Annotated in this window: 21 protein-coding genes; 18 read left to right on the plus strand and 3 right to left on the minus strand. The window is 53.2% G+C overall.

Translation table 11 applies throughout. The features are described from left to right. The first annotated feature begins 19 nt into the window (after nt 1-19). The 5 genes from mtaB to HP435_RS10545 all read left to right on the plus strand — a co-directional run bounded on the left by mtaB (nt 20) and on the right by HP435_RS10545 (nt 3,640). Nucleotides 20-1,378, plus strand: coding sequence for a tRNA (N(6)-L-threonylcarbamoyladenosine(37)-C(2))-methylthiotransferase MtaB (mtaB, locus tag HP435_RS10525; RefSeq protein ID WP_122964102.1), 1,359 nt, complete (start codon nt 20-22; stop codon nt 1,376-1,378). After that, nucleotides 1,375-1,803, plus strand: coding sequence for an NUDIX hydrolase (locus HP435_RS10530; protein WP_122964101.1), 429 nt, complete (start codon nt 1,375-1,377; stop codon nt 1,801-1,803). The genes mtaB and HP435_RS10530 overlap by 4 nt, the downstream gene beginning before the upstream one ends. Nucleotides 1,804-1,806: 3 nt before the next feature. Continuing rightward, nucleotides 1,807-2,472, plus strand: coding sequence for a deoxyribose-phosphate aldolase (deoC, locus tag HP435_RS10535; protein WP_063231389.1), 666 nt, complete (start codon nt 1,807-1,809; stop codon nt 2,470-2,472). Nucleotides 2,473-2,589: 117 nt separating this feature from the next. Beyond that, nucleotides 2,590-2,982 (plus strand): CidA/LrgA family protein, encoded by a 393-nt coding sequence (locus tag HP435_RS10540; protein ID WP_217365650.1) that lies wholly within the window; start codon nt 2,590-2,592, stop codon nt 2,980-2,982. Next, entirely contained in the window at nt 2,975-3,640 is a 666-nt protein-coding gene (locus HP435_RS10545; RefSeq protein ID WP_173598583.1) for an LrgB family protein, read from the plus strand. Before HP435_RS10540 ends, HP435_RS10545 begins: the two co-directional genes overlap by 8 nt. Here HP435_RS10545 and HP435_RS10550 read toward each other — a convergent pair. Further along, a complete protein-coding gene (locus HP435_RS10550) occupies nt 3,621-4,598 on the minus strand; it encodes a Na/Pi cotransporter family protein (protein WP_122964098.1) in 978 nt (325 codons plus the stop codon). The genes HP435_RS10545 and HP435_RS10550 overlap by 20 nt on opposite strands. A 131-nt stretch (nt 4,599-4,729) precedes the next feature. On the opposite strand from HP435_RS10550, the gene HP435_RS10555 reads away from it, so the two are divergent. Further along, on the plus strand, nt 4,730-6,025 hold the full coding sequence (locus HP435_RS10555) for a class I SAM-dependent rRNA methyltransferase (protein ID WP_122964097.1): 1,296 nt from the start codon (nt 4,730-4,732) through the stop codon (nt 6,023-6,025). Between the two features lie 176 nt (nt 6,026-6,201). On the opposite strand, the gene HP435_RS10560 is transcribed toward HP435_RS10555, so the two are convergent. Continuing rightward, complete coding sequence (locus tag HP435_RS10560) at nt 6,202-6,696, minus strand: hypothetical protein (protein ID WP_122964096.1); 495 nt, start codon at nt 6,694-6,696, stop codon at nt 6,202-6,204. A gap of 235 nt (nt 6,697-6,931) precedes the next feature. On the opposite strand from HP435_RS10560, the gene HP435_RS10565 reads away from it, so the two are divergent. Further along, nucleotides 6,932-8,017 carry a D-alanine--D-alanine ligase gene (locus tag HP435_RS10565; RefSeq protein ID WP_122964095.1) on the plus strand — a complete coding sequence of 362 codons (1,086 nt, stop codon included), beginning with the start codon at nt 6,932-6,934 and terminating at the stop codon, nt 8,015-8,017. Between the two features lie 78 nt (nt 8,018-8,095). Here HP435_RS10565 and murF read toward each other — a convergent pair whose 3' ends face one another. Beyond that, the gene (gene murF / locus HP435_RS10570; RefSeq protein ID WP_173597410.1) at nt 8,096-9,478 is read right to left on the minus strand and encodes a UDP-N-acetylmuramoyl-tripeptide--D-alanyl-D-alanine ligase; all 1,383 of its coding nucleotides are present in this window, start codon (nt 9,476-9,478) and stop codon (nt 8,096-8,098) included. Between the two features lie 250 nt (nt 9,479-9,728). Between murF and HP435_RS10575 the strand changes: the two genes are divergently transcribed. The 11 genes from HP435_RS10575 (at nt 9,729) to HP435_RS10625 (ending at nt 17,583) form a co-directional block, all read left to right on the plus strand. Then, nucleotides 9,729-10,052, plus strand: coding sequence for a histidine triad nucleotide-binding protein (locus HP435_RS10575; RefSeq protein WP_122964093.1), 324 nt, complete (start codon nt 9,729-9,731; stop codon nt 10,050-10,052). 112 nt (nt 10,053-10,164) lie between these two features. Then, the gene (rpsU, locus tag HP435_RS10580; RefSeq protein WP_007727630.1) at nt 10,165-10,338 is read left to right on the plus strand and encodes a 30S ribosomal protein S21; all 174 of its coding nucleotides are present in this window, start codon (nt 10,165-10,167) and stop codon (nt 10,336-10,338) included. Between the two features lie 17 nt (nt 10,339-10,355). Then, nucleotides 10,356-10,802: a GatB/YqeY domain-containing protein gene (locus HP435_RS10585; RefSeq protein WP_063231398.1), complete on the plus strand. Its 447-nt coding sequence runs from the start codon at nt 10,356-10,358 to the stop codon at nt 10,800-10,802. Nucleotides 10,803-10,969: 167 nt separating this feature from the next. Then, a complete protein-coding gene (locus HP435_RS10590; protein WP_122964092.1) occupies nt 10,970-12,304 on the plus strand; it encodes an NfeD family protein in 1,335 nt (444 codons plus the stop codon). Nucleotides 12,305-12,319: 15 nt separating this feature from the next. Then, on the plus strand, nt 12,320-13,324 hold the full coding sequence (gene floA, locus HP435_RS10595; protein ID WP_122964091.1) for a flotillin-like protein FloA: 1,005 nt from the start codon (nt 12,320-12,322) through the stop codon (nt 13,322-13,324). A gap of 11 nt (nt 13,325-13,335) precedes the next feature. Next, nucleotides 13,336-13,845 (plus strand): hypothetical protein, encoded by a 510-nt coding sequence (locus tag HP435_RS10600; RefSeq protein WP_173598582.1) that lies wholly within the window; start codon nt 13,336-13,338, stop codon nt 13,843-13,845. Between the two features lie 303 nt (nt 13,846-14,148). Then, nucleotides 14,149-14,445 carry a sporulation protein YqfC gene (yqfC, locus tag HP435_RS10605; RefSeq protein WP_007777585.1) on the plus strand — a complete coding sequence of 99 codons (297 nt, stop codon included), beginning with the start codon at nt 14,149-14,151 and terminating at the stop codon, nt 14,443-14,445. Nucleotides 14,446-14,469: 24 nt separating this feature from the next. After that, nucleotides 14,470-15,678, plus strand: a complete 1,209-nt coding sequence (yqfD, locus tag HP435_RS10610; RefSeq protein WP_122964089.1) for a sporulation protein YqfD — start codon at nt 14,470-14,472, stop codon at nt 15,676-15,678. Between the two features lie 40 nt (nt 15,679-15,718). Continuing rightward, a complete protein-coding gene (locus HP435_RS10615) occupies nt 15,719-16,690 on the plus strand; it encodes a PhoH family protein (protein WP_122964088.1) in 972 nt (323 codons plus the stop codon). Between the two features lie 32 nt (nt 16,691-16,722). Next, nucleotides 16,723-17,202: an rRNA maturation RNase YbeY gene (ybeY, locus tag HP435_RS10620; protein WP_122964087.1), complete on the plus strand. Its 480-nt coding sequence runs from the start codon at nt 16,723-16,725 to the stop codon at nt 17,200-17,202. 9 nt (nt 17,203-17,211) lie between these two features. Next, nucleotides 17,212-17,583 carry a diacylglycerol kinase family protein gene (locus HP435_RS10625; protein WP_122964086.1) on the plus strand — a complete coding sequence of 124 codons (372 nt, stop codon included), beginning with the start codon at nt 17,212-17,214 and terminating at the stop codon, nt 17,581-17,583. Nucleotides 17,584-17,747 lie beyond the last annotated feature (164 nt).

Genomic DNA, 17,747 nt, shown 5'->3' on the forward strand with positions numbered 1-17,747 from the left:
AGCGAAAGGAGGAATGGCAATGTCTACCGTTGCTTTTCATACATTAGGCTGCAAAGTGAACAGTTATGAGACTGAGGCGATTTGGCAATTGTTCAAGGCAGATGGCTACGAGCGAGTCGACTTTGAACAGGACGACGCCGATGTTTACGTGATCAATACTTGTACCGTTACGAATACAGGTGATAAAAAGAGCCGCCAGGTCATCCGCCGGGCGATTCGCCGCAACCCGGAAGCGATCGTCGCTGTGACAGGCTGCTATGCGCAAACTTCTCCAAGCGAGATTGCACAAATTCCTGGGGTGGATATCGTAGTGGGCACGCAAGGCCGCGAGAAGCTGACCGATTACGTCAAGCAAATCCGCGCTGAGCGCCAACCGATCAATGCGGTCGGAAACATCATGAAAGCCCGTGATTTCGAGGAGCTGGATGTTCCCAACTTTACAGACAGAACCCGCGCTTCCCTGAAAATTCAGGAAGGCTGCAACAACTTCTGCACGTTCTGCATCATTCCGTGGGCGCGTGGTCTCATGCGCTCGCGCAAGCCGGAAAGCGTCGTTGAACAGGCGAAAAAGCTGGTGGAAGCAGGCTATCTGGAAATCGTTCTGACGGGGATTCACACCGGAGGATACGGAGAAGACCTGGAAGACTACAACCTGGCGAAGCTGCTGCTTGATTTGCACGAAGTAGATGGACTGAAACGCATTCGCATCAGCTCCATCGAAGCGAGCCAGATCACGGATGAAGTCATCGAGGTCATCAACAACTCCGACCGTGTCGTACGCCACCTGCACGTACCGCTCCAGGCGGGCGATGATGAAGTGTTGAAGCGCATGCGCCGCAAATACACGACAGCCGAGTTTTATGAAAAAATGGTGAAAGTACGCAAAGCGCTGCCAGGCGCGGCGATCACGACGGACGTCATTGTCGGCTTCCCGGGTGAAACCGAGGAGCAATTCATGAACGGCTACAACTTCATCAAAGAAATCGGCTTCGCCGAGCTGCACGTTTTCCCGTACTCGATGCGCACAGGCACACCGGCTGCGCGGATGACCGACCAGATTCCCGAAGAGGAAAAACACGAGCGCGTGACGAAATTGTTGGAGCTGAATCGGGAGCTGACCATGGCTTACTCCAAGCAGTTTGTCGGCGACGTGCTGGAAGTCATTCCAGAGCGTCCGTTCAAGGATGCGCCGGAAAGCGGCCTGTTGATGGGATATTCCGATAACTACCTGAACGTTGTTTTCCCGGGAGACGAAAGCATGATCGGGAAAATTTGCAAGGTGAAGCTGGAACAACCAGGCTCCGAATATTGCCAGGGAACTTTTGTCCGCGTTGTGGAGACTGAGATGCTGCCTTATTTGAAGGAGCGAGCCATATGAAGGAGATTTCGGCAGGAGGCGTAGTCTATCAGCTGCAAGACGGAGAGTACATGCTTCTCTTGATCGAAGACCGTTATGGCAAAGTGACTTTGGCAAAAGGCAAGCAGGAGATCGGCGAGACTATCGAAGAAACCGCTTTGCGTGAAGTGCTTGAAGAGACGGGAGTGGCGGGGCGTCTCGGCGCCAAGCTTGACCGGATCACTTACGTCTACACGCATCCGGTGACGGGCGAGTCGGTCGACAAAGAAGTCCACTACTATCTGGTCGAGGCTTACAACACAGAAATAACGGTACAGCTGGAAGAAATCAATGACGTTCATTGGCATCCGGCAAAAGAGGCTTGGGAGCTGCAACTCCAGAGAGGCTACCGAAACAACGATGAGATTTTTCGTCTGGCCTTCCAAAAACTCGGGATTGAGGTGTAGTTTATGCAATTGAACAAATTTATCGACCATACCCTGTTGAAGCCAGAAGCGACGCAAGAGATGATCGACAAGCTCTGCGCGGAAGCGAAAGAACACGATTTTATGTCTGTGTGCGTCAACCCTTACTGGGTGAAGCGTTCTGCTGAGCTGTTGGCGGGTACAGATGTGAAAGTGTGCACCGTAATCGGCTTCCCTCTGGGAGCGAATACGACAGCGGCAAAAGTGGCAGAAACTCGCGATGCGATTGCAAACGGCGCAACAGAAGTCGACATGGTGCTGAACGTAGGTGCCCTGAAATCCGGCGATCTGGAAACCGTGAAGCAAGACGTGGCAGCTGTGAAGGATGCAGCTGGAGACATTCTTTTGAAAGTCATTCTTGAAACAGGTCTTTTGACTGATCAGGAAAAAGAAATCGCGTGCAAGCTCTGCGTGGAAGCAGGTGCCGATTACGTAAAAACGTCCACTGGCTTCGGCCCGGGCGGCGCGACGGTAGAAGATATCGCTTTGATGCGTAAAACAGTTGGTCCTGACATTGGAGTGAAGGCATCTGGCGGCGTGCGCGGCGGTGAAGCAGCACTCGCCATGATCGAGGCGGGAGCGAGCCGGATCGGTACAAGCTCTGGCATCTCGATTGTGACTGGAGCGAAAACGACAGGCAGCGGATACTAGAACGACTGGAACGAAAGAAAGCCTGGCCAAGGGAAGGCCGGGCTTTTCCTTCTTTTTCAAGCATTTTCGATAGAGATTAGGCAAAGAGAAAGCGGGAGAGGGGTGTGGCAGGTGAAAATGATCACGGGAGTGGCTATTCTTCTGGCTTTTTACGGAGTGGGAGTGCTTGCGAGCACATGGCTGCACATCCCTTTGCCCGGCAACCTGGTCGGGATGCTTTTGCTGACGCTGGGGCTTGTGACTGGCTGGATTCGGATGGAGTGGGTAGACCGGGCGAGTTCGTTTCTCATCCGGCACATGATGCTGTTTTTCGTGCCGATTATTGTGGGGGTCGTCTCCTACTTCAAATGGTTTGCCCAAGCGCCATGGCCGATCGCGCTGTCGATGATTGTGGCTCCGATGCTGGTCATGTTCGTGACAGGCCGCGTGGTACAAGCTTACTTGAACAGACAGAAGAAGCAAGAGACACCCGCTTCCGCCGTACCAGAGAGGAGGACGCTCGATGCTTAGTCAATGGCTGGCGATCCTCGTTACGCTTGTCGGCTACAAAGGAGCAACGACGGTCAACGCCCGCTTTCCCCGCGTGCAGCCGCTGCTTGTGGCGGTCGTGCTCGTCTGGGTGATCTGGTGGGCGGTGAGCGATGATTGGGAAGCTTTTTCTGCGGGAGGACAGTGGATTTCGTTCTGGCTCGGTCCGGCGACAGTGGCATTGGCTGTTCCTTTGGCCAAACAGATCAGGCAATTCGCCCACATCTGGCGCGGCGTTTTGCTCGGCGTCAGTGCAGGGTGCGCCGTGGCTATCTTGTCGGTGTACGCGATTCATTGGTGCTTCGGATCGGATGACATCTTGCTCAGAAGCATGCTGAGCAAATCGGTGACGACGCCAATCGCTTTGGAACTGACTGCCTCGATAGGCGGAGTGCCTGCTTTGGCAGCCTTTTTTACCGCCCTTACAGGAATGGTTGGAGTGCTGATCGCGCGCCCTGTGCTCAAATGGGGGCGAATTACGGACGACTGGGCGATCGGGATTGCCGTAGGGACGAGTGCGCATGCGATCGGGACAGCCAGTTTGAACCGCATCTCGCCCGTGCAGACGGCTGCATCGAGTGTGGCGATGATCGTGGCCGGGGTCGTCACCTCGCTGTACCTCATCCCGTTTTCTTTTTAATCCATACAGCAGTCGGTGTAGGCGGTTTGCGCTTGTCTGGAATGAGCCATTGGATAAACCGGGCGATCTGCGGAACGAATGGCAGGGCGACCATGGAGCAAATCAGATTGAAAATCGTTTGCGAATGGGCGATTTGCATGGAGGGGCTGCTCGTTAAAAAGGCGCTTACCAGGGCAAGCTGGGAAAGAAAAGGCAAAAACACGACAGCCCCTGCTACATTAAAGAGCGTATGGCACCAGGCGACCTGCTTGGAGGCCGTATTCGTGCCGATGGCGGCTATGACAGCGGTGAAGCATGTGCCGACATTGGCGCCGAGGACGATGGCAAGCGCCGTCTCCATGGACAGGATTTGATGGCTGAGCAACCCCATCGTGATGACGGTCGTTGCAGAGCCGCTATGGATGAGCGCAGTGAAAATGACGCCTGTGATCAGCCCGATCCAGATGGAATGACTGCTCTCCAGAAAAAGCGACCGAAACGTTTCGGATTGTTCCAGCGGCTTGGCCATCAGCTTGAGTGTATCAATCCCGAGGAAAATCAGCCCGAATCCGGCGATGACCAGTCCGGTGCAGCGAACAGTTGGCCGCGGCATCAGCCAGAGGGCGACGCCGACGAGCAACATCGGGATGGCGAACGACTCCAGTTTGAGTGCGACCAGCTCCGTCGTGACGGTCGTTCCCAGGTTGGTGCCGAGAATGATCCCGACGGTTTGCGCGAACTGGATAATCCCCGCATTGGTCAAGCCGATCGTCAAGACGGTGACGGCACTGGAGCTTTGCAGGACGAAAGTCGCAATCAACCCGATCCAGAAGCTGTGGTATGGCGTGCGTGTAAAGCGGGCCATCCATTGTTCCATTTTTTTGCCCGCCAAATTTTGAAATCCGGTCCGCATGGCGTACATACCGAACAGAAAAAAACAGAGCCCGATCGTAAACGGGGCGAGGATGGAGACAATCACAAGTTGGGTTCCTCCTTCTTGGTTACAATGGCAAGCGAGGCTGGCCGTAGAACGCCGGGCCAACCGTAAAGGAAGTTACTATAACGCTATGCCTGTACGAGGGCAAGCATGACAAGGAGAGAATCAACCGCATGGCAAAAGTCTTACTGAATCAGCATCGGAAAAAGCGACTGGAAGCGGGGCATCCGTGGATTTTCCAATCGGAAGTATTGGAAATCCAGGGCGAGGTTGTACCGGGTGAAATCGTTGAGGTGACGAACCACAAAGGACACTTTTTGGCAAAAGGCTACATCAATCCGGCATCGCAAATGATCGTGCGCATTTTGAGCTACGATCCAAAAGAAGACATCGACTATTCGTTCTTCCTGCGCAAAATCAGGCAGGCGGCGGAGTTTCGCACTCGGTTTGTGGACAATCCGCGCGCATGCCGCGTCATTTACGGCGAAGCAGACTTTTTGCCTGGCCTGATCGTGGATCGCTACGAGGACATCCTGGTCGTGCAGGTATTGTCTTTGGGCATGGAAAAGCGGATGGAGTGGATTCGCGATGCGCTTGTGGAAGTGTTTGCGCCTGCTGGCATCTACTTGCGCAACGACGTTCCCGTGCGCAAGCTGGAAGGCTTGGCGGAAGGTAAAGAAGTGCTGTACGGAGAGTGTCCGCGCGAGGTGTTGATTGAGGAAAACGGCCTGAAGTATTACGTGGATATCGTCGAAGGACAAAAGACAGGATTTTTCTACGACCAGCGTGAGAACCGCGCTTCGATTGCGCCATTGATGAAAGGCTGGGGCGAGAAGCACGGCATTACGCTGCAAACCATCGAGGTGGACGGCGAGCAAAAGCTCATGCCAGTCGACAAGCGGGGAAAAGCGATCAAAAATCCGTTCTGGGACGGAGCAGAAGTGCTGGAATGCTTCACCCATACCGGCTCCTTCACGCTGAACGCTTGCAAGCACGGCGCGAAAAAAGTAACCGCGCTCGACATTTCCGAGCATGCGATCGAAACCGCGAAGCGCAACATCACCTTGAACGGCTTTTTGCATCGCGTCGATTTTGTCGTGGCAAACGCGTTTGATTACTTGCGGGAAAATGTCGAGGCAGGAAAGAGCTGGGATGTCGTCATTCTCGATCCGCCCGCCTTCGCCAAATCGCGCGGCGCGGTCAAAGGCGCATGCCGCGGCTACAAAGATATCAACCTGAACGGGATGAAGCTCGTTCGTCCTGGCGGTTTTTTGGTCACCGCCTCCTGCTCGTACCACATGTCGCCGGAACTGTTCCTGGAAACGATCCAGGAAGCGGCTGTGGACGCGAAAAAAATATTGCGCCTGATCGAGTGGCGCGGGGCAGGCAAAGACCACCCGCAAATCAGCGGCGCTGACGAAGCGCATTACCTGAAATTCGCGATCTTTGAAGTGCGCGATCGCAAGTAGAAAAAGAGAACAGCGCCGGAGCGTATCTGGCGCTGTTTTTGCGTTTTCGTGAAAAGGATGGGACGCACAGGGCTAGGCTGCTGCCCGGGCAAGCTGGCAGACATTCGAGCGACCAGTCGGCTGCCCAAACAAGCTGGCAGATATTCAAGCGTCCCGTCCGCTAGGCGAAGTCAGGCTTACTGCGCAAACTGCTTGTCGTTTTTCACCTGCCGGACGAGGTCGAGAGCCTTTTTGAAGCCAAGCTCTTTTCCCAGCAAGACTTGTCCTTCTGCGGGGGTAGCGGCGCGCGCCTGGCTGAGCGTATGCAACTCGTGAACAAGCAAATGCTCGATGAGATAGAGCTGGACCTGGCCGATTTCCCGCTCGCTTTTGCGATCCCGCTCCCGAAACTTCGCCCGTTGCTGGCTTTCCTCCACGTATTTATCGATGTCGTCTTCGAGAAAATGCGAGGCGTTGCCAATAATTTGGCGATAGTCATCCGTCTGGGAGGGAATAGGCCGGATGGTGTGGCCGAGGTGAGCGAGCAAAAATTTGTTCAAAACGATGTTGTCGCGCGTGTAATCATTGTGCAGGAGCGAGTATTCCCCCAAAAAAGTTCCGGCGTCTTTATCGAAGCTGTGCAACAACGTGTACGTGGAGCAATACGTACAATAAAGCAAGTAGTCTCTCATGGACATCCCTCCAGCAAAATAGCTCCATGACAGTGTTTTTACTACCCATGATATGACAAAGTTCATGCGTGGGTGATACTTGCTTCTCTTGTATTTGGCAGTCGGTTTGTGTATGCTAAATGACGGGCTTTGCCCGGTACAAAGAGCAGATGCTGGGCGCTTGCATAGCATAGGAGAGAGATGAAACTCAAGGGTAGACTCTTTGCCTGCCACAGAGGAAAGGAGCATGGCACGGATGGGAAACGATAAGATCCGTCTAGGAATTATTTATGGAGGAAAATCCTCGGAGCACGAGGTTTCATTGCGTACGGCCTTGTCGATCATGAAGGCTGTCGATGCAAATAAATACGAGGTAACGCCCATTTACGTTCAGTTGGACGGAACTTGGGTAAAAGGAGACGCTTTCGCTGAGCAGGTGCCGCAAAACATCGACACACTGCGCCTCGCCTCCGGCGATCCGGCAAAAAAATCTGACTCCTTGTTCGATATCGCGCAGCAAGTCGATGTGATTTTTCCTGTCGTGCATGGACCGAACGGGGAAGATGGCACGATTCAAGGACTGCTGGAGCTGGTCAACCTGCCGTATGTGGGAACAGGCGTGATGGCTTCCGCTGTCGGGATGGACAAGTGGATGATGAAGACGGTTTTTGCCCAAGCGGGCTTGCCGCAGGTTAAGTACGTAGGGTTTTTGCGCTCCCAGTGGGAAAAAGGTCCCGAGGAAGTGGCGGAAACAATCGAGCGTGAACTTGGCTACCCATGCTTTGTCAAGCCAGCGAACATGGGCTCCAGCGTCGGAATCAGCAAGGCGAAGAACCGCGCAGAACTGGTGACCGCGATCAATCTGGCTGCCCGTTTTGACCGCAGGCTGATCGTGGAGGAGTTTGTTTCGGTGCGCGAGCTGGAGATCGGCGTGCTTGGCAACGAGGAGCTGGTCACGTCTGTCGTCGGCGAAATTATCGCGGCCAAAGAATTTTATGACTACGAAGCCAAGTACAAGGGAGCGGGCACAGAGCTGTCCATTCCTGCGGTCGTTCCTGCGCATGTCGCAGAAGGCATCTCCGATATCGCGAAAAAGGCATTTCAGGCGCTGGACGGCTCAGGGCTTTCCCGCGTCGACTTTTTCTGGGATGAGAAAAACGACCAACTGTACATTAACGAAGTAAACACGATGCCAGGCTTTACCCCGTTCAGCATGTACCCGATGCTTTTCCAGGCAGCAGGTGTGGGCTACAGCGAGCTGATCGACCGCCTGGTGCAGCTGGCGATAGAGCGCCATGCCGATAAGCAGCGCAACATCGTGGAAGCCGAAGGGCTGGAATAGCAATCTGAATTTTACGACCTACAAGCAAACGCAAAAAAGCCGTCTCTCAACTGATCCGAGAGGCGGCTTTCTTTTTTTCTATTCGTGCTGTTCCAGATCAGTCAAAAGCGTCCACAGCTCCATCCCGCGCGACGCTTTGAACAAAAAGGCGTGGCTGGCATCGCGCAATGGCAGAAGGGCGGCGAGCGCCTCCGGTTTGCTTGCCACATGCAGCTTGTTGCCGTTATAGGCGCGATGAAGATGTTGCGTATCCTCGCCAACGGTGACGAGCAGCTCGATGTGCTCGACAAGATCGTTGAGCGCTTCGCCGACTCCTGCGTGCATGTGAGCGCTTTGCTCGCCCATCTCGTACATGTCGCCCAAGACGAGCACTTTTTTGCGGCCAGGAAACAGCTCGGCGAACGTCCGGGCAGCAGCTTCCATGGAAGACGGACTGGCGTTGTATGCATCGCTGATATACAGGGAGCCGTGTCTGGAATGCACCTGTTCAAACCGCATGGCAGAGAGCTTGACCGTGGAGAGCGCTTGCACGATTTGTTCTGTGTCCATCCCCAGTCTTTTCGCAATCGCAATCGCAGGAAGCGCGTTCAGCACGCTATGCTTGCCGTGAAGCGGGAGAAAGGCGGAGAAGCGTTCGCCATTCGCGAAGCAGACGTCAAACTGTGTTCCATTATCATTCGGCTGAATATGTTCCGCCCAGATGTCACAAGGCTCCAGCACGGAATAGTACATGATCTCCCCGGCATACAGATGGGCCACTCGCGGCAAATACTCCGAGTCCTTGTTGAGAAGAACCAGGCCGTCAGGGGCGGTGTGGGGGAGCAGCTCGGCTTTGGCGAGCGCAAGCTTTTCCCGCGTGCCGAAAAACTCCAGATGCGACTCGCCGATATACGTAATGACGCTGATCTCCGGCTTGACGAGCGAAGCCAATAAGTCGATCTCTCCGGCGTGATTCATCCCCAGCTCCAGCACGGCAGCCTGGTGCTGCGGCTCCATTTGCAGCAAGGAAAGCGGCACGCCCAAATGATTGTTCAAGTTTTTATATGTCTTGTAGACAGGGGATCGCGCTTCCAATACGTGAGCTACGATGTCCTTCACCGTCGTTTTCCCGATGCTGCCCGTAATCGCGATATGCGGGATCGCAAAGTCTTTCCGATAGGCAGCTGCCAGCTTTTGAAAACCGCGCAGCGTGTCATTGACGAGAATCAGCCCGAACTCCTCGGGCAAGCCAGCGGGAATTTTTTCCTGATTGGATACGAGTGCGGCTACCGCTCCTTGTTCGGCTGCTTGCAGCAAAAAATCGTGCCCATCGCGAGCGCCGCCTGTCAGCGCCACGAATAAAGAACCCGCTTTCAGTTGGCGGGTATCAAAGTGAACCGATGACAAGACAAGGTGCGGAGAGCCTGCCAGCAAGAGTCCTTCTGCATTGATTGTCGCCTGTTCCAGTGCAAGTGGTTTCATGTGCACGAACTCCTTTTTTCTATATGATCCATCTCCAACCTCGAAGCTGACCACGCGCACGTGAAATCGCGAAGTCATCCGGTCACGAACTCGTGAATCCTCGAAGTCATGCTACCATGCGCCCGGGAAGGCCGCAAGACAAAAGTGCGGGACAAGCCGTTGCATTTGCTTCGTGCTGTCCGCTATCATGAAACTATCTGTGCTTTGCAAAACATCGAAGCCATCTATATAGCTGAAAGGGGTTTCCCACATGGAGAAAAGCATTTTTACCCGGATTATGGAGGGCGAAATTCCAGCCCGCGTAGAATATGAAGACGAACACGTCATCGTGATTCACGACATCGCGCCAAAGGCACGCGTCCACCTGCTGATCATCCCGCGCAAGCCGATTGCGACATTAATGGATGTAACAGCGGAAGATTTGCCGCTGATCGGCCATATTCATCAAGTAGCGCAGACATTGGCGAAAAAGCTGGAGCTGCCAGGATTTCGCCTGATTAATAACTGCGGAAAAGAAGGCGGACAAGAAGTTTTCCATATTCATTACCACCTCTTGGCAGGATTTCACGAATAAAAATGAACTAAAGGTTGACCTTCATTAGTCATCTATCCTATAATGAAGTGTGACAGTCTGTTCGTACGACGATTCAGGCGTCCCACGGTTTTAGCGGAGGGAGGGAAGACAAATGGCAGAAATTCGAGTCAAGAAAAACGAGTCTTTGGATAGCGCACTTCGCCGCTTCAAGCGTGAGAGCGCCAAATCCGGGGTGATGGCGGAACTGCGTAAACGTCGCCACTTTGAGAAGCCTAGCATTAAGCGTAAAAAGAAATCCGAAGCAGCTCGTAAGCGTAAGTTTTAATGGACGGAGGGCCCATCATGAGTGTAATGGAGCGACTCGATCAAGATATGAAGCAAGCAATGAGAGACAAAGCTGCTCTAAAACTCTCTGTTATTCGCATGGTGAAAGCCGCTTTAAAGAATGAAGAGATTAACAAAGGCAGAACTTTGTCTGAAGACGAAGTGCTGACCATCTTGACTCGTGAGTTAAAACAACGCCGTGAATCCCTCCACGAATTTGAGAAGGCAGGCCGTGAAGAACTTGCCTTAAAATCGCGCGAAGAGATCGATGTGCTCTCCGCTTACTTACCCGCTCAGCTCAGCGAAGATGAGATTCGCGATATCGTTCGGGAAGCTATTGCTGCCACCAATGCCACCTCCAAGAAGGAGATGGGCAAAGTGATGGGAGCACTTATGCCGAAAGTGAAAGGCAGAGCAGACGGAAACCTCGTGCAAAAGATTGTATCTGAGGAACTACCATCGTAGATAAGCAACACCTCATATAGATACGAATGGAAAAGCCCAGCCGGATGACGGTTGGGTTTTTTCTTTGTTTCCCCAAAAGCTGACAAAAATCTGAAACAATCTCCTCCTTTGTTCGTATACCTTATTGGGCATAAGTTGAAGCTGATACGAGGAAGGAGGTAAATGTCATGACTGCAACGAGGTTAGCGTTGCGGCGGATGCGATTGCTACTGTCTCTTCTTTGCCTGATCACGGGCTTCTCGATGTTTTTGTTTACGCCAGGCATTCAGGCCCAGTCTTATCAGAAAGCGGTCTGGATTCCGGTAGACAACACAATCGAGCGTGGCTTGGAGAGTTTCCTTGCAAGGGCTTTCGCAGATGCACAGGAAGAAAAAGCAGACCTTGTCATTTTGCATATTAATACGCCGGGTGGCGAAGTGGACGCTGCTGATCAGATTGGCCAGTTGATTCGCCAATCACCCATGCATACCATCGCCTATATTGATAACCAGGCTTTCTCAGCGGGAACATACATCGCTTTGAACGCTAACGAAATCATTATGACGCCAGGAAGCAGCATGGGAGCGGCTACACCGATTGATCTGGCGGGCAATGCAGCAGACATCAAGTTCATCTCGGGATGGAGCAAAAAAATGACCGCTGCCGCCAGTCTGAACCAACGCAATCCGGACGTGGCGCGAGCAATGGTCGAAATCGATACGGAGTTTCCGGGACTGAAGCCAAAAGGAACCGTGCTTTCGCTCGATGCGCAGCAAGCGAAAACGCTCGGCTACGCAGATCACGTCGTTTCTGGAAAAGAGGAGCTGCTTGCCAGCCTGGGAATTTCCAGCGACTCTCTGCATGTGATCGAGCCGACTGGCGGGGAAAAGGTTGCGCGCTGGGTAACCAGCCCGTACGTCATGAGCTTGCTTTTAGTTATCGGTCTGGTCGGGATTGTCGTTGAACTGTTTGCACCAGGCTTTGGCGTCGCCGGAACGATTTCGCTAGTTTCGTTTGGCTTGTATTTCTTCGGGCATTATGTCGCAGGCTTTGCAAACTGGCTGCACATCGGTCTGTTTGTCATCGGAATTTTACTCATGATTCTAGAAATTTTCCTGCCAGGCGGCATCGTCGGAGCCATCGGCTTTATCAGTATCGTGACTGGCCTGGTGATGGCTGCCTACGATACGCAGCAAGGACTCGCCTCGCTGGGAATTGCGGCTGTAGTTACACTTGTTGTAACGTTTCTGCTCGTCAAGCGTTACGGCATCAAAGGACTTTTTGGCAAGTTCGTCCTCGGTGACGCACAGCACAACGAGGAAGGCTATGTGGCCCCGAAAGATCAGCGTGATCTCACGGGCAAGTCCGGCATTGCCCTGACGCCTTTGCGCCCTGCTGGTGTCGTAAAAGTGGAAGGCAAGCGTGTCGATGCGGTATCTGCCGGAGGCTTCATCGCAGCCGGAACGGCGATTGTCGTCGTGCAAGTAGAAGGGACGCGTGTCGTCGTGTCTGAACAAGAATAAAGGAGTGACAGCATTATGTTGGAAAGCGGATTGATTCCCCTAATTTTTATGGTGGCTGTAGCCATCGTGGCCCTTTCGATTTTCTTCTCGTTTGTACCAGTCATGCTCTGGATTTCCGCCCTCGCGTCGGGCGTGAACATCGGGATTATTACACTTGTGGCGATGCGTTTGCGCCGGGTCGTTCCATCCCGCATCGTGAACCCGTTGATTAAAGCTCGCAAAGCAGGCTTGCAGCTGGACACGAACCAACTGGAAAGCCACTATCTTGCAGGCGGTAACGTTGACCGCGTTGTCGACGCCCTCGTAGCAGCGCAACGTGCAGATATTCCGCTCGGCTTTGAACGCGCCGCAGCGATTGACTTGGCAGGGCGCGATGTATTGGAAGCCGTGCAAATGAGCGTTAACCCGAAAGTGATTGAAACTCCTGTCGTAGCAGCGATGGCAAAAGACGGTATCGAGCTGCGCACGAAAGCGAAAGTAACCGTTCGCGCCAATATTGACCGTCTGGTCGGTGGTGCTGGTGAAGAAACGATCATCGCCCGTGTCGGTGAAGGGATTGTCTCCACGATCGGTTCTTCCAACAGCCACAAAGACGTATTGGAAAACCCTGATCTCATCTCCAAAACCGTTTTGAACAAAGGTCTGGACGCTGGTACAGCGTTTGAAATTCTCTCCATTGATATCGCGGACGTAGATGTTGGTAAAAACATCGGGGCACAGCTGCAAACGGACCAAGCGGAAGCCGACAAGCGCATTGCGCAGGCAAAAGCCGAGGAGCGTCGTGCGATGGCGGTTGCCCAGGAACAAGAAATGATCGCCCGCGTACAAGAAATGAAAGCAAAAGTAGTCGAGGCGGAAGCACAAGTTCCACTTGCATTGGCAGAAGCGTTGACCAGCGGCAAAATGGGCGTCATGGATTACTACAACCTGCAGAACATCGCAGCCGATACACAAATGCGCGAATCGTTCGGGCACTCAGGTGACAAACAGGACCCTGCTTCGCCTGATCAGAAAGAATAAGGGCGATTGCCATGGAAGATCTCTTTGATCTTTTCCTTGACCTGATTGACTGGATTCTGCCTCTGCTAGGAAAGTTCTGGTTCGTTATTTTGGGTTACATCGGCTACAAGCTGCTGGGAAAAGAAAAAGCCAAAGGAAAGCGGATGTCGCAAGGAACGCCAAACAAGCCCCTGACACCTGTGGATACACCTTGGACAGCCGAGCCTGCGCCAGATGCGCAGCAAGAGCGAAAAACGGTACGGGCCACGGCCAAATACGAGCCGCTGGAATCGAGAGCGGAGTCGATGGAAGGCGTCGGAGTGGAGCAGGAGTGGGCATTTTCCGAGCCTGTACGCGCTTCGACAGGTTCTACGATCCGTACATCGAGCGCGACCAGACAAATGTCGGCGGCGCAGCGCGTCAAGCCGCAGTCTGCTGCTCCTCTCGATCCGCGGGAAGGAATGAAGTGGGCGCTCATCTTTGGCGAGCCGCGCTCAAAAGCTTCTTACTTTGCCCAGCGTTCACGAAAAATAAGCAAATAACGTACAGAAAAAACAGGTAAACAAATGTTTGCCTGTTTTTTTGTTGGATTGTAAAAAACGAGCAGCTTGCAGCCATAGTCGTAACCAACCCTTGTGCTGGGAAAAACCAGATGGAGGGTTTGCCTTATGCTAACCTCCCCGCAGATCAACTCGTCCATTTTGCAAAATGCCGTGCACTGGTTTTCGTATGAATGCCGCACCGTTCGCTCGCATACGCATAGGTAAGAATGATATTGCACCGAAAGTGGCACGACCCATTTTCAGAAAACGAGGCGCGTGCGCCTGTAGAAGGGGGGCTTATCCATGAAGCGTTGGAGCCGCCGTCTGCGCCAATTGGCCGGAGGTGTGTTGGATCTGCCGCAAGATGTGGTCCTGGAAGTCCCGCGCATTACGATGATCGGTCATTTGCAAATGTACATAGAGAATCATCGCGGTGTTCTGCATTTCAGCGAACACGAGCTGCGTCTGCTGCTTACAAACGGCCAGATGATTGTCTCAGGCGAACAGCTTGTCATCCGGGCGATTTTGCCGGAAGAGGTGCTTCTCGAAGGAAGGATTGGCGGAGTCAAATTTTTGGAGACAGGGCCACAAGGCTCCTAGCACAAGGAAAGGTGGACGGCACATATGCGAAACGGACTCAAGGAATGGGTAGATGGACACATCACCATCACCGTACGGGGTAAGCGGTTTGAGCGTTTGCTGAATATGGCCGTGCGGGATGGCATTCGAATCTGGAATATTCGCAGGGTCGGTGCGGAGGTGAGCCGCTGCGATATTCTGATTCGCGACTATTTTCGCCTCAGGCCGCTGTTGAAGGAGACAGGCTGTCGCAGCCACGTGGAAAACAGGGACGGATTGCCTTTCTGGCTGCTCCGCGTGCGCAGGCGCGCTGGACTGGCTATTGGCGCTGTTTTGTTTTTTATTGGATTGTACATGCTTTCCTCGTTTGTATGGAGCGTGGAAGTAACGGGAACGAAGCACATCGACCCTGCACGCGTCATTCGCGCTGCGGACGAGATCGGGATTAAACAAGGGGCATGGAAGGTCAAACTAAAGGAACCGCTGCTGCTGCAAAAAGAGCTGTTAAGCTTGTTGCCGGAAGCCGCCTGGGTCGGAATCGACATCCAGGGAACGAAGGTCAGGCTGCAAGTGGTGGAAAAGGAAGCGCCCGTCAAGCCTTTGGCGACGGGGCCGCGCCATCTCGTCGCCAAAAAGCGTGCTGTCATCCATAAAATTCTCCCGGAAGTGGGCAAAAGCCAGGTGACGAACAATCAGCTTGTCGAAAAAGGCCAGGTGCTCATCTCCGGAATCATTGGCAATGACACGCGCCAGCAAGCCGTATCGGCGCGAGGCAAGGTGCAGGGAGAAGTCTGGTATGTAAGCAACACCTCTGTCCCTTTGAAGCAAACGATCTATCGGCTGACCGGAGAGAAGCAGGAGCAGCAGTATTTGCTGGTGGGATCGTATGCGATTCAAGTGTGGCCGTTTAACAAAGAGCTGTTTTCCGAAGCCCAGACGTCGGAAAAACGCTACGTTCCTTCCTATGCGGGATACACGTCGCCAGTAGGCTGGAAAACGGTCGAATATGCGCAAATCGAGCCGGTTACGAAGCAATTGAGCACAGAAGAGGCCACGGAAGTAGCGAAAAAATTCGCCAGAGCAGACATTTTGCAAAAAGCTGGTAAAGATGCGTTCATTCAGGACGAAAAAGTTTTGCACGTCACCGCAGAGAATGGTAAAGTTTACGTAAGCATTCATTTTTCCGTCATTGAAGAAATTGCCGTTGAACAGCCAATCGTACCCCAGTCACCCGTGAACAATGGCAATCCGTGACGTCAATTGCTGATAACCGTTGCAAGGAGATGGAAGCCTGTTGCACGTACAAGATGAGGTAAGAATCCCGTTTTCAGACGCATCTGAGGCTCTGCTTTTGTTTGGACCGCACGACGCGTACCTAAAGCTGATCGAGGAAAAAAGTCCTGCCCAAATCATGACCCGCGAAGGCGAACTGGTCATTAGCGGCGACAAGCCGGAAGTGGATAAGCTGACCGAGCTGATCGGCGTTTTGCTGCAGCTGATCCGCAGAGGAATCGCTTTGTCCGAACGAGACATCTCGTACGCGATGATGCTCGTAGGCCGGGGAGAAGCAGCCCAGCTGCTGGATGTTTATGATGAGGAAGTGGCGCGCACCCAGCGCGGAAAAGTAATCAGGGCCAAAACTCTCGGACAGCGGCACTATTTGTCGGCGATCAAGAAGCGCGACATCGTCTTCGGAATAGGGCCTGCCGGAACGGGAAAAACGTATTTGGCAGTGGTCACAGCAGTAAACGCGTTGAAAAATGGACGTGTCAAACGGATCGTTCTTACCAGACCGGCTGTAGAGGCGGGAGAAAGCTTGGGCTTTTTGCCTGGCGATCTGCAAGAAAAAGTAGACCCGTATCTGCGTCCGCTTTACGATGCTTTGTATGACATGCTTGGAAACGAGCAGGTAGCCAAGATGATGGAGCGCGGACTGATTGAAGTGGCTCCTTTGGCATACATGCGTGGGCGTACATTGGAGGACTCGTTTGTCATTCTGGATGAGGCGCAAAACACCACTCCCGAGCAAATGAAAATGTTTTTGACCAGGCTTGGTTTCGGCTCCAAAATGGTGATTACCGGAGACGTAACACAGGTGGACTTGCCGAAAGGGAAAAAATCCGGCTTGCGTGAAGCGCAGCGCATTTTAGGCGCGATACCGGATGTAGCTTTCATCCATTTCCAGGAAGGCGATGTCGTACGCCACAGTCTGGTGCAAAAAATTATCGCTGCCTATGCAAAAGAAGAAGTCGACCACGGCTATTGATAAATGGTGTGTAAAAAGGAGATCGTTCATCTGTGCTATCTGTAGAAATCCTCCACGAAGAAATCGAACCGCTTGATGAAAGCTTGCAAAAACTGATGACCGAATGCCTCGAAGCTTGCGCAAAGCTGGAGGACGTACAGGGAGAAGTCGTAGTGACTCTGGTCACCAATGAGCGAATCCACGAGCTGAACCGCGATTACCGCGGCGTGGATCGCCCAACCGACGTGTTGTCCTTCGCCATGAACGAGCCGGGCGAAGGCGAGATGGAAATCTTTTTCGACGAGGGCGAAGCGGACGAAGTTCCGAACATGCTGGGGGATATCATTATCTCTGTGCAAAAAGTCAAGGAGCAGGCCGAAGACTACGGCCACTCTTTCGAAAGAGAGCTGGGCTTCCTCGCTGTGCATGGCTTTCTCCATCTGCTCGGCTACGACCATGGTACGCCGGAAGAGGAGAAAGAAATGTTCTCCCGTCAGGAACAGGTTTTGGAGCAGATCGGCTTGACGAGGTAGGAGATTACGTTGAAAGAACTCCGAAGAATGGCGAGTAGCTTTTCGTACGCCATGCAAGGAATTGGGCATACCGTAAAGACACAGCGAAACATGCAAATCCACGTAGCCGCTGCTGTAATCGTTTTGGCGGCGGCCTGGTGGCTGCAAATTCCCCGCAGCGATGTTTTGCTGGTCTTTTTTTCTATCGGCCTTGTTTTTTCGCTGGAGCTGGTGAATACGGCCGTAGAAGCGACCGTTGACCTCGCTTCTCCCGAGTGGCATGAAAAGGCGAAAATAGCCAAGGATGCTTGCGCCGGAGCAGTGCTCGTAGCGGCTATCCTGTCTGCCATCATCGGGTTTATCGTCTTCGGGCCGCCGCTGTTGCAAAAAATAGCGGGGTAGCCCGGAAGCAGCGATTTGACTGGGGGAACGCAAAGTTTGTGCCATGAGAACGACCGGACGGGCCTTACTGGGAGGCCGTAAAGTCTGGTCTCTTGGCGTCCCGTCGTCAGGATGGACCATAATGCGCCCCTTCAGAAAAAATAGTAGAGACTACGCATAAGAGG

The sequence above is a fragment of the Brevibacillus sp. HD3.3A genome (assembly GCF_013284375.2).
GTDB lineage: Bacteria > Bacillota > Bacilli > Brevibacillales > Brevibacillaceae > Brevibacillus > Brevibacillus parabrevis.

Bases quoted from the DNA above. Each gene is read 5' to 3' on its own strand.
- floA (WP_122964091.1), top strand. From the start codon at position 12,320: ATGTTGGAAAGCGGATTGATTCCCCTAATTTTTATGGTGGCTGTAGCC.
- HP435_RS10565 (WP_122964095.1), top strand. From the start codon at position 6,932: ATGGGAAACGATAAGATCCGTCTAGGAATTATTTATGGAGGAAAATCC.
- yqfD (WP_122964089.1), top strand. From the start codon at position 14,470: ATGCGAAACGGACTCAAGGAATGGGTAGATGGACACATCACCATCACC.
- HP435_RS10575 (WP_122964093.1), top strand. From the start codon at position 9,729: ATGGAGAAAAGCATTTTTACCCGGATTATGGAGGGCGAAATTCCAGCC.
- HP435_RS10545 (WP_173598583.1), top strand. From the start codon at position 2,975: ATGCTTAGTCAATGGCTGGCGATCCTCGTTACGCTTGTCGGCTACAAA.
- deoC (WP_063231389.1), top strand. From the start codon at position 1,807: ATGCAATTGAACAAATTTATCGACCATACCCTGTTGAAGCCAGAAGCG.
- HP435_RS10530 (WP_122964101.1), top strand. From the start codon at position 1,375: ATGAAGGAGATTTCGGCAGGAGGCGTAGTCTATCAGCTGCAAGACGGA.
- yqfC (WP_007777585.1), top strand. From the start codon at position 14,149: ATGAAGCGTTGGAGCCGCCGTCTGCGCCAATTGGCCGGAGGTGTGTTG.
- rpsU (WP_007727630.1), top strand. From the start codon at position 10,165: ATGGCAGAAATTCGAGTCAAGAAAAACGAGTCTTTGGATAGCGCACTT.
- murF (WP_173597410.1), bottom strand. From the start codon at position 9,478: ATGAAACCACTTGCACTGGAACAGGCGACAATCAATGCAGAAGGACTC.
- HP435_RS10555 (WP_122964097.1), top strand. From the start codon at position 4,730: ATGGCAAAAGTCTTACTGAATCAGCATCGGAAAAAGCGACTGGAAGCG.
- mtaB (WP_122964102.1), top strand. From the start codon at position 20: ATGTCTACCGTTGCTTTTCATACATTAGGCTGCAAAGTGAACAGTTAT.
- HP435_RS10590 (WP_122964092.1), top strand. From the start codon at position 10,970: ATGACTGCAACGAGGTTAGCGTTGCGGCGGATGCGATTGCTACTGTCT.
- HP435_RS10540 (WP_217365650.1), top strand. From the start codon at position 2,590: ATGATCACGGGAGTGGCTATTCTTCTGGCTTTTTACGGAGTGGGAGTG.
- HP435_RS10585 (WP_063231398.1), top strand. From the start codon at position 10,356: ATGAGTGTAATGGAGCGACTCGATCAAGATATGAAGCAAGCAATGAGA.
- HP435_RS10560 (WP_122964096.1), bottom strand. From the start codon at position 6,696: ATGAGAGACTACTTGCTTTATTGTACGTATTGCTCCACGTACACGTTG.
- HP435_RS10600 (WP_173598582.1), top strand. From the start codon at position 13,336: ATGGAAGATCTCTTTGATCTTTTCCTTGACCTGATTGACTGGATTCTG.